This window comes from Acinetobacter defluvii (assembly GCF_001704615.3).
Taxonomy (GTDB): Bacteria; Pseudomonadota; Gammaproteobacteria; order Pseudomonadales; family Moraxellaceae; genus Acinetobacter; species Acinetobacter defluvii.
This window is the reverse complement of sequence record NZ_CP029390.2, coordinates 1-7,173: the sequence shown is the minus strand read 5'-3', so window position 1 is coordinate 7,173 and position 7,173 is coordinate 1. Positions and strand designations below refer to the sequence as shown.

The 7,173-nt window shown below is 33.6% G+C and carries 9 protein-coding genes; 8 read left to right on the top strand and 1 reads right to left on the bottom strand.

Translation table 11 applies throughout. The features are described from left to right. The first annotated feature begins 767 nt into the window (after positions 1–767). The 3 genes from DJ533_RS00510 (at position 768) to DJ533_RS00500 (ending at position 1,896) form a co-directional block, all read left to right on the top strand. On the top strand, positions 768–1,247 hold the full coding sequence (locus DJ533_RS00510; protein ID WP_065995571.1) for an isochorismatase family protein: 480 nt from the start codon (positions 768–770) through the stop codon (positions 1,245–1,247). A gap of 135 nt (positions 1,248–1,382) precedes the next feature. Then, positions 1,383–1,646: a type II toxin-antitoxin system Phd/YefM family antitoxin gene (locus tag DJ533_RS00505; protein ID WP_000557944.1), complete on the top strand. Its 264-nt coding sequence runs from the start codon at positions 1,383–1,385 to the stop codon at positions 1,644–1,646. Beyond that, the gene (locus tag DJ533_RS00500; RefSeq protein ID WP_000184943.1) at positions 1,633–1,896 is read left to right on the top strand and encodes a Txe/YoeB family addiction module toxin; all 264 of its coding nucleotides are present in this window, start codon (positions 1,633–1,635) and stop codon (positions 1,894–1,896) included. The genes DJ533_RS00505 and DJ533_RS00500 overlap by 14 nt, the downstream gene beginning before the upstream one ends. A 61-nt stretch (positions 1,897–1,957) precedes the next feature. Here the strand turns inward: DJ533_RS00500 and DJ533_RS00495 are convergent, their stop codons facing one another. Beyond that, positions 1,958–2,260, bottom strand: coding sequence for a hypothetical protein (locus DJ533_RS00495; RefSeq protein ID WP_000110201.1), 303 nt, complete (start codon positions 2,258–2,260; stop codon positions 1,958–1,960). Between the two features lie 211 nt (positions 2,261–2,471). Here DJ533_RS00495 and mobQ point away from each other — a divergent pair, with 211 nt between their 5' ends. The 5 genes from mobQ (at position 2,472) to DJ533_RS00470 (ending at position 6,999) form a co-directional block, all read left to right on the top strand. Further along, positions 2,472–4,124: a MobQ family relaxase gene (mobQ, locus tag DJ533_RS00490; RefSeq protein WP_004870770.1), complete on the top strand. Its 1,653-nt coding sequence runs from the start codon at positions 2,472–2,474 to the stop codon at positions 4,122–4,124. Between the two features lie 682 nt (positions 4,125–4,806). Continuing rightward, positions 4,807–5,757 carry a replication initiation protein gene (locus DJ533_RS00485; RefSeq protein ID WP_001031297.1) on the top strand — a complete coding sequence of 317 codons (951 nt, stop codon included), beginning with the start codon at positions 4,807–4,809 and terminating at the stop codon, positions 5,755–5,757. Next, entirely contained in the window at positions 5,754–6,041 is a 288-nt protein-coding gene (locus DJ533_RS00480) for a hypothetical protein (RefSeq protein WP_000857160.1), read from the top strand. Before DJ533_RS00485 ends, DJ533_RS00480 begins: the two co-directional genes overlap by 4 nt. A gap of 288 nt (positions 6,042–6,329) precedes the next feature. Further along, positions 6,330–6,644 (top strand): helix-turn-helix domain-containing protein, encoded by a 315-nt coding sequence (locus DJ533_RS00475; RefSeq protein WP_050049565.1) that lies wholly within the window; start codon positions 6,330–6,332, stop codon positions 6,642–6,644. Positions 6,645–6,678: 34 nt separating this feature from the next. Continuing rightward, positions 6,679–6,999 carry a hypothetical protein gene (locus DJ533_RS00470; RefSeq protein ID WP_065995572.1) on the top strand — a complete coding sequence of 107 codons (321 nt, stop codon included), beginning with the start codon at positions 6,679–6,681 and terminating at the stop codon, positions 6,997–6,999. Positions 7,000–7,173: the final 174 nt, after the last annotated feature.

The following is a 7,173-nucleotide window of genomic DNA, read 5'->3' as shown; positions in this document are numbered from 1 at the left end:
TTTTAATCAAAATGAAACTTTAGTGTGCATTATCAATCCATAGAGAGCTTAAATCATCCCCAATTTCTGCGGACAACTCTTGGGATAAAAATAGGCCAACTTTGTAAGCTAAAACTTACATAGATTTAAGGATTTTGCGGATTGGTAATTCAAGGCATTAATCCTATGATGGCTATACAGGGAACAGGATGTTTCCAAAAAAACAAGAATAAGAAAGTAGCGCAAGGAATGGGCAGCACGAGATCAGCAAGACGAGCAACCCAATCTAAAAAAGCCCGACAGGATGTCGGGCTTTTTTATGTCTTGAATCTGGATTTCGTAGATGAGATTTTATGTTAAATGCATGACCAAAAAGCCCAATTTATGGGCCTTTCGTATAAGGTGTATTATGTTAATTTTAGAGAAATTTAAAGCCCAACATAATTAATTAGGATTTAAGTATGTATTCAATTTCATGGACATTAATAGTCATTTCTTTTTCAGCTTTGCTTTTGATCATTTCTAAACGAGATTTCAGACATAAGAAGATGATTCAATATTTTGGTGTATTTGCGATCTTTTTTATACCTACTTTAGCAATTTTAGGTTATTTTGATTAAGCCTTTTTACATAATGGCTGTTATGTGAATTTTTTAAAAACACATTAAAATATTGATTTAAATTGTTTTTTTCAGATTTCTTATAAGGCATATTATATTAATTTTAGTAGCTCTTAAAAGGCTTCTCTTTGATAAAATCAATTTACTAAAACTAATTTGTTATTATTTATGAAACCAGTCCTGTTAATAATTGATGTTCAATCAACTTTTAATCCTCCTAACTGGTTAATACAAAAATTAGAAAAATTGCTGCCTTCGGTTCATTCAATCGCGACTATAGAACTACATGATGAATCAATAGTTCCCTTCAAAAGCCAGCTAAATTGGGCTCCATCGGAATTTGATGAATGTCCACTAAAAGTAGAGAAAGTATTTATTAAGTATGGATATTCTCCAACAGATGACTTGATTCAGTATTTGAAAGGTTTAGATACTCAACAAGTTTATGTATGTGGTATCCAAACGGATACGTGTGTTCTTGCTGCTGGTTTTAGATTATTTGATGCTGGTCTTTTCCCCTGCTTAGTTACAGATTTAACTGTAGGTTCTTCTTTAGATCGAAGTGGAAATTTAGGAATTCAACTTTGGAAACATCATTTTAGATCAATTACTACATCTGAAAATTTATCTTCTAATACGATGATTTAACATAATGGCTGTTATACGAAATTGACAATATGTACAGTATTCTGTACATTTAGGATTGTAAAGTTTCAATCACTACCGCCTAGGTAGTCTAGCTAGCAGCGTTTTGACGCAGCTTACCCTATGAGGGATAGATATATGCATGTATTTACATATACGGACGCACGTAACAATTTAAAATCTGTTTTAGATAAAGTAATTGATGATGTAGACGTTGCTTTTATTACAAGAAAAGAAGGTGGCCATGCTGTAGTAATGGGACAAGATCATTATGATAGCTTAATGGAAACGTTATATCTCCTTTCATCTCCAAATAATGCAAGTCGTTTAAATGAATCAATTGCTCAATTACGTGCAGGGAAAACAAAACACAGAGAGTTGATTGAGGATGACGAATCGTAACGTCGAATGGACTGATAATGCCTGGGATGAATATATCTATTGGCAGACACAGGATAAAAAGATACTTAAGCGTATTAATACCTTAATCAAAGAATGTCAGCGAACACCTTTTGAAGGAACAGGAAAACCAGAACCTTTAAAAGCTAATCTTTCAGGATTTTGGAGTCGTAGGATTGATGAAAAGCATAGATTAGTTTATGAAGTGACAGATGAACGAATCTCTATAATTCAATGTCGATTCCATTACTAACAAGATCCCCTATTTTTAGGGGATTGTTTTTTTATTTAATACAAAATCTCATATGCGAAATTTAGGTGTTATTCCATATAACGCCATTAAAAAGATCTTTATCTTTCTGCCTATTTTCTTCAGTCTTACTTTCCGTGCTTAAAAACTTTTCAAAATCGGTTAGTTGACCCTTAAAAGATTCATCATTTTTCAGTTTGTTTAGAACCCAAGCTCCCAGTAGAATTTTACGTCTAGTATCATCTTTTCTTTGTCGATCAGAATTTTTCTTTTTTTCACGAGCAGCAATAGCTTGTTTTTGTGCTTTTAGTTGTCTTAATCGTTCTTCTTGCTTTGCAATTTTTTGCTCTAAAGTTTCAACACTCATACCATCACCATCTCAAGGAATCCCCCTCAAGCATAGGTCTGTTTGAATTGAAATTCAAGACAGCCCATGCTATCGTGGTTTTCCCGAAGGGCGCACTTAGCCATTGGATTTCATCCAATGGTGCGACAAGGGGTAAATCCCCTTTGTAATCCCCTGACCAACATATACATGTTGGTAATTTCGATAAATCGAAATAAAGAGCAAAAGCAAAATGGCGATATATCATTTTTCAGTTAAAACGATTAGTAGAGGTAATGGACGATCGGCCGTTGCTTGTGCTGCATATCGTTCAAGTGAAAAATTGGTATGCGATTTTTATGGAAAAGAACAAGACTACACAAGAAAAACTGGTGTCGAATTTACAAAAATCTATGCACCTGAAAATACAAATACTGAGTTACTCAAGCGCCAAACACTTTGGAATGAAGTCGAAAAGGTTGAACGTAGAAAAGATGCATTACTTGCAAGAGAGTTTGAGATTGCATTTCCCAGTGAGTTAAACGCTGAACAGCGTGAAAATATGCTCAATGAACTTTGCCGAAACCTCGTTAAAAAATACGGTGTCATCGTTGATGCTGCTATTCATGCACCTCATACAGACAGTGGAAGTGATGAACGCAACTACCATGCACACATCATGTTCACAACCCGAAGTATTAATGAGCAGGGTGGCTTTTCAGCAAAAAAATATAGGGACTTCAGTCGTGACAATGGCACAGAAACTGTAAGCCACTGGAGAGAATCATTTGCAGAGTTATGCAATCATCACCTGGAACAAAATGGATTTGATGAACGTGTCGATCACAGAAGTTATGAAGACCAGGAAAGTGACCTAGAAGCAACTCAGCACGAAGGTCCTCAAGCGACATACCTCCGGAGACGAGGGATATTTACAGAAATTAGTCTGAAAAATGATGAAATTAAGCTACGTAATTTAAAAATCAAAAAGGTCATCGCACTGGATGAAAACATCAAAGTATCTGAGGATCTTGTTCAAAAAGTACGAAGTGAGCTTCAGTTTCAATACTCTCAAGCTGAGTATTCAGAAAAAACTTCTCAGAAACTTTATGAATTCCAAAATGAAGAATTATCAAAATTAACAACAAAATTAGACACGATGAGTTCTGCAATATCAGAACTACGCAAAAAAGAGCCTTTATTTTTTAAAACAAAATGGATCAATCAAATAAATGACCTGATCGACCAACACAACACCCAACTAGACATCCAAAAGCATATTTCTGGTCTTAGTGAAATAGAAAAAAAAGAGAGATATTCTGATCATTTAAATAAATGGACAGAAGAAAATCAGCTGCTCCAGCCTAAAAAGTCTTTTGCAAAATTTGACGAACCGAACATCACTGTTAAACAACGAAAACTTAATGATCAAATTTCAAATATAGATCATCAAATTTCTGAAATATCACGCAGAGAAACTGAGTATCAAGAGTATGTACGCGATCAAAGACTGGAGATCATAAATAGTTATATATTTGAAGAAGATAACTATGGAAATAAATACTTTAGTCCTCAAAATGGTGAAAAACAAAAGCGACTATATGCAGAAGAAATGGAAGATCTAAAAATCCAAGAATTGCATGCGGCTTTTACAAAAAAAATTGAGACCGAAGCGCAGCAAGAGTTTTCCCAAAAAAGAGCAATACAGCTCGAAAACGACCGAAAAGATCGTGAATCTAGAGAACAGCAGTTACGTAAAGAACGAGAGCAACAAGAACAACGCTATGCACAAGAACGAGAGCAACAAGAACATTTGGCATTTGTAAGACGCCAAGAACAAGAAAAACAGCAGAGAAATGAGCCTAAAAAGCCAGAAAATGACAATAACCATGACTACACGCCTTAGAAATCCCATTTAAGCGCAAAAAAACGGGGGTTTTAGCGACTTTTGATAGAAATACAGTAAAACTATAGTTGATAAAAATAAAATCGCTTAGAACGCAAATGAGAGCCTTTTAGCGAGTATCTACGAGCGACACAACGAAAGTTTGCTTATTCCCCCTCTGAAAAACCGTTTTTTATTGAATTACTGGGGACAGTGATTAGCGAGTGTCTACGAGCGAAGTATTGATGCTTTTGCTCGTCAAAAAGCATGAGCATAGCGAATGCATTATTCATGTTTTGCTTTTTGAATCCTTGATCATATATGCAAAAAACTGCCCCCACGAAGCGAGTGAAACGAGCTTCAATAGAGTACGAGCTTTAGCGAGTACCAAGGGCAGTTTTAATAACTCACTTTGGAAATAAATTCCCTTTTATTCTTTTAAAAAGCTTTTAAAAGCTTTTAGACCCTCTGAAAACCTTATGCAGCAATAGTTTCAAGCGTTAAAAGGGTACAAATAGCATGATAAAGGGTACAAATAGCATGATTTTATCGTTTAAAAGGGTACAAATAGCATGATTAAAGGGTACAAATAGCATGATAAAGGGTACAAATAAATTATTGTACCCTTATGTTTATTGGTGTACATTGTTTTCTCATAAGGGTACAAAAATCATGTTCATTTTTTATAAGGTTTGATATCTGAATGAATAAAGAAAATAGTTATGATAAATCTTATCCAGTAACAACAATGGCTATTCAAAACAAAGTTACTGAATGCTTTAAAAGCATGTCTGTAGATGAAAAAAGAATTTTAATTATGGCTTCTCCGATTGCTAGAAATGTCGATGCAAGTGAACAAGATCAAATCTTAATATCTGCTCAACAATTTGCTGATGACTGTGGTATCAAAGTCAATTCTGCTTATAAACAAATTGAAAATGCGTCAAAAAAACTAGTAGATCGGTCCTTTTCATACGTTAATGATAGGGGGAAAAAGGTCTACTCTAACTGGGTAATTGATGCTACTTATGAAGATGCAGGGATATCTTTAAGGTTTACATCTATTGTTTTGGTGATGTTGAAAATTTTAGATAAATACAATCCATACACTCGTTATAAAAAAGATGTAGTTCTAAAATTAAAAAAAGACTACTCAATAGATTTTTACCATTTAGCGAAAAAAAATCAGGCAAAAAATGGCTTTGAATTAACGCTAGATGAAATGTTTACAGAGTTTGGTTTACCAGAATCTTATAGAGATTTGAGGAACTTAAAACGAAGAGTTTTGAAGAGCTCATTAGATGAAATTAATGAATTTACCGATGTAACAGTTGACTATAGTCCAGTTAAAAAAGGACGTTCTGTTGTCGGCTTTAAGTTCACTGTGAAAGAAAAATCTAAGCCAAAATTAATAGCTCCTGAGCGAGATCCAAAAACAATAGATATGTTCTGCAACCTGTCTGATGCTCAAATTAACAAGTACAGTGCTATTTTATCTAAACTTTCTGAGCTATCAGACCTAAGTAACTTCCAGGACTATCCTAGTTTTGCCCTTTGGATTAGTGGCATCTTACGAGATCCGAAAAGTGTAAGAGAGGAAACAGCAAAGCGGATTTTTAAAGCTCTTCATAGCAAGACGGATTTTAAACCATGAAAACTAGAGCTGAATTAGATGCAATGAGCCATCAAGAACTCAAAGACTATGAGCAAATTTTACTTGCTCTGTGGACACCAAGAATGGCTATTGAAAGTGACATTGAAAGGTTAAGCACTAATCGCAACGAATTATTAGAAATTTTTAATCAATTAAAAAATCCTGATGCTCCTGAAAATGAGCGTTTAAAAAATTCTATTTTATCGCTCAAATATAAGATTGAAGATTTAGAAGATAAATTGGATGATCTTATTCAAGATAATCGCTTAAATCGTGCAGATTGAATTATTCAGTTTATTTAATTAAAACCGTGAAACATTGATCAAAGAATAGGCGTGGAACGTGAATAGTCACAAAAAAGCCGTTCCAGTGCGCTGAATACTGGAACGGCTCAAAGTAAGATAATGATTTAGAAGGGATAAATCAAAGCATTTCGTATAAGGTGTATTATGTTAATTTTAGGAAAGCTTAAAAAAACTCTATAGATAAAAATAATTTCAAAAAATACTTGATCTAAATACTCTTTAATACTATTGTATATTTTAACCACTAAAACATTTAAGAGTATTTTTATGTTACCTCCTAGAGATTCTAATGATTTCCACATTGCTTTAAAACAAGAACGTGAGAAAAAAGGATTAACAAATACAGAGCTTGCAGAAGCAATTGGTATAAATACAGTAATGATAGGACGTTATGAACATACTTGTCATGAAAACTACTACTCAGTACCAAGTCAAGAAACTTGGAGAAAATTGAACGATTACCTATCTACAGGTACTAGAGTTAATTTAAAATCCTCAAATAGTATTGAAGACTTATCTGTAGAGGACTTAATTAAAGAATTAAAAAATCGTGGTGCTAAAAGCATTAACATTGAATGGTAATTTCGCTTTAAAGAATTAAAAAATAGAGGTTAATATGTTTGAAGTAGAACAAAAATTTAATGAAGAAATGCGACAAATCTACGATAAGTCAAAAGAGCTTACTCCACCGTATAAACCAACAAGATTTAAAAAAATGCTTGATCAGTACGGAGGAATTGAAACAGCCAATCGACTATTAATTTCATCAAGTAAAATACCTGATGGTTTTACAGAACTATATTCAAGAGGACCAGAAGCTTTAAAGTTAACAGTCGAATATCTCATTTTAAAACCTGAATATTCTGCTTTGTTTAATCCTGACCAGCAAGAAATAGCAAAGAAAAGGTTAAAGCAGTTAAATATCGAGTTACCCTAATTTTTCCCCTATTTAACATAATAGAGCTTATACGAAACGTACTCATAAATAGTTTTATATTTCAAAAAGTTATGCTATAAAAAATTGGGACGCAAAACCTAAAAAGCCGACTTGGAAACAAGTCGGCTTTTTTATGAACGGATTTGATACTTCTTGCCAATGTTTTTGATGATT